This window comes from Streptomyces sp. NRRL F-5650, from assembly GCF_000721365.1.
In the GTDB taxonomy this organism is placed as follows: domain Bacteria; phylum Actinomycetota; class Actinomycetes; order Streptomycetales; family Streptomycetaceae; genus Streptomyces; species Streptomyces ardesiacus.
On the sequence record NZ_JOGV01000114.1, the window covers coordinates 1 to 2,198 of the forward strand.

A 2,198-nucleotide genomic window follows, 5' to 3' on the forward strand; every position below is an offset into this window, starting at 1 on the left:
CTGGACGGGCTGCGCCTGGTGGACTGCCCGCGTGCCGCCGAGCCTCTCGGAGCGGGGCAGGTGCGGGTCGCGGTGCGTGCCACCGGCGTGAACTTCCGTGACGTGCTCGTGGCGTTGGGTGTAGTACCCCACACCGGGGCGTTGTTCGGTAGTGAGGGTGCGGGGGTGGTGACGGAGGTGGGGTCTGGGGTTACTGGGTTTGTGGTGGGTGATCGGGTGATGGGTTTGTTGTCGGGTTCGTATGCGGGTCCGGTGGCGGTGGCTGACAGTCGGTTGTTGGTGGTGGTGCCGGCGGGGTGGTCGTTTGCTGAGGCGGCGTCGGTGCCTGTGGCGTTTTTGACGGCGTATTACGGGTTGGTGGATCTGGCGGGGTTGGGTGAGGGCGAGTCGGTGTTGGTGCATGCGGCTGCGGGTGGTGTGGGGATGGCTGCTGTTCAGCTGGCCCGGTATCTGGGTGCTGAGGTGTATGCGACGGCGAGTGAGTCGAAGTGGCCGGTGGTGCGGGGTGGGGGGGTTGTGGGGGAGCGGTTGGCGTCTTCGCGGAGTGTGGAGTTCGCTGACCGGTTTCTGGAGGAGAGTGGGGGCCGGGGTGTTGATGTGGTTCTCAACAGTCTGGTGGGGGAGTTCGTGGATGCCTCGTTGCGGTTGTTGCCGCGGGGTGGCCGGTTTCTGGAGATGGGCAAGGCTGATGTCCGTGATGCCGGGGAGGTGGCGGCTGCTCATGCGGGTGTGGTGTATCAGGCTTTTGATCTGGGTGAGGCGGGGGTGGAGCGGCTTGGTGAGATGCTCGTGGATTTGGCTGGGCTGTTTGCGCGTGGGGTGCTTGAGCCGTTGCCGGTGACGGCGTGGGACACGCGGCAGGTGCCGCAGGCTTTCCGGTATGTGAGTCAGGCCCGGCATGTGGGCAAGGTGGTGCTGGTCAATGGGCGGTCTGTTCTGGACGGCACTGTGCTGGTGACGGGTGGTACTGGGGTGATCGGGTCGGCGGTGGCGCGTCATCTGGTCGTTGAGCATGGGGTGCGGGATCTGGTGCTGGCGGGCCGTCGGGGTGGGGATGCTGCGGGTGTTGAGGAGTTGGTTGCCGGTCTGACCGCGTTGGGTGCGTCGGTGCGGGTGGTGGCGTGTGATGCCGCGGACCGTGCGGGTCTTGGTGCGTTGGTGGAGGGGATTGAGGGGTTGTGTGGTGTGGTGCATGCTGCTGGGGCGTTGGATGACGGTGTGGTGTCGGGGTTGTCGTCTGAGCGTCTGGAGACGGTTCTTCGTCCGAAGGTGGACGGTGCGTGGAATCTGCATGAGCTGACGCGTGACCGTGATCTTGGTTTGTTCGTGTTGTTCTCGTCGGCTGCCGGGGTGTTCGGTTCTCCGGGGCAGGGTGGTTATGCGGCGGCGAATTCGTTCCTTGACGCTCTGGTGCGGGAGCGGCGTTGTCTGGGGTTGCCGGGGCATTCGCTGGCGTGGGGTTTGTGGGCGGATCGCAGTGGGATGACGGGTGCGTTGGGGACTGCGGATCTGGATCGTATGCGGCGTGTGGGTGTCCGGCCGTTGGGCACGGATGAGGGTCTTGGTCTGTTTGATGCCGCGGTGGGTCTTGCGGGCCCGCACACGGTCCCGGTCCGTCTCGATGTGGCGGCGTTGCGTGAGCAGTGGCCGGTGGCGCCGTTGTTCCGTGCTCTGGTGCGGTCGACGGTGAAGCGGGTGGCTGCCAATGCTTCGGTGGAGGGGGGTGGTGGGTTGGTCGAGCGGCTCGCCGCGCTGGACGGGGCGGAGCGTGGTCGTGAGCTGACGGAGTTGGTGCGTGCTCAGGCGGGTCTGGTGCTGGGGTATGGCACGGCCGGTGCGGTGGAGGCTGATCGGGCTTTCCGGGACATGGGGTTCGATTCGCTGACGGCTGTCGAGCTGCGTAACCGGATCGGTTCGGTGACGGGGCTGCGTCTGCCGGTGACTGCCGTGTTCGACCATCCCACTCCCGCGGCTCTCGCGGCCGAGGTCGCTGTCCGTCTGGGTATCGACGGGGACAGTGGTCAGGAGCGTGCAGTACCTGTCGTTGTTCCGGCCGTTGCCGGCGACGACGACCCGGTCGTGATCATCGGTATGAGCTGCCGCTTCCCCGGCGGAGTGACCTCTCCCGAGGAACTGTGGCGCTTGCTCGCCGACGAACGCGACGCCATGGGCGACTACCCCACCGACCGCGGCTGGGA

The 2,198-nt window shown here is 66.6% G+C and carries 1 protein-coding gene and 1 pseudogene; both read left to right on the forward strand.

Annotation, left to right across the window (positions count from 1 at the left end; translation table 11 throughout):
* Nucleotides 1–60: 60 nt before the first annotated feature.
* Nucleotides 61–210 (forward strand): annotated as a pseudogene (locus IG88_RS45040) (alcohol dehydrogenase catalytic domain-containing protein); the annotation flags it as partial.
* Between the two features lie 42 nt (nt 211–252).
* Nucleotides 253–2,198, forward strand: a 1,946-nt coding sequence (locus IG88_RS0137595) for a type I polyketide synthase (protein WP_234332491.1), incomplete at its 3' end; no start/stop codon positions are given.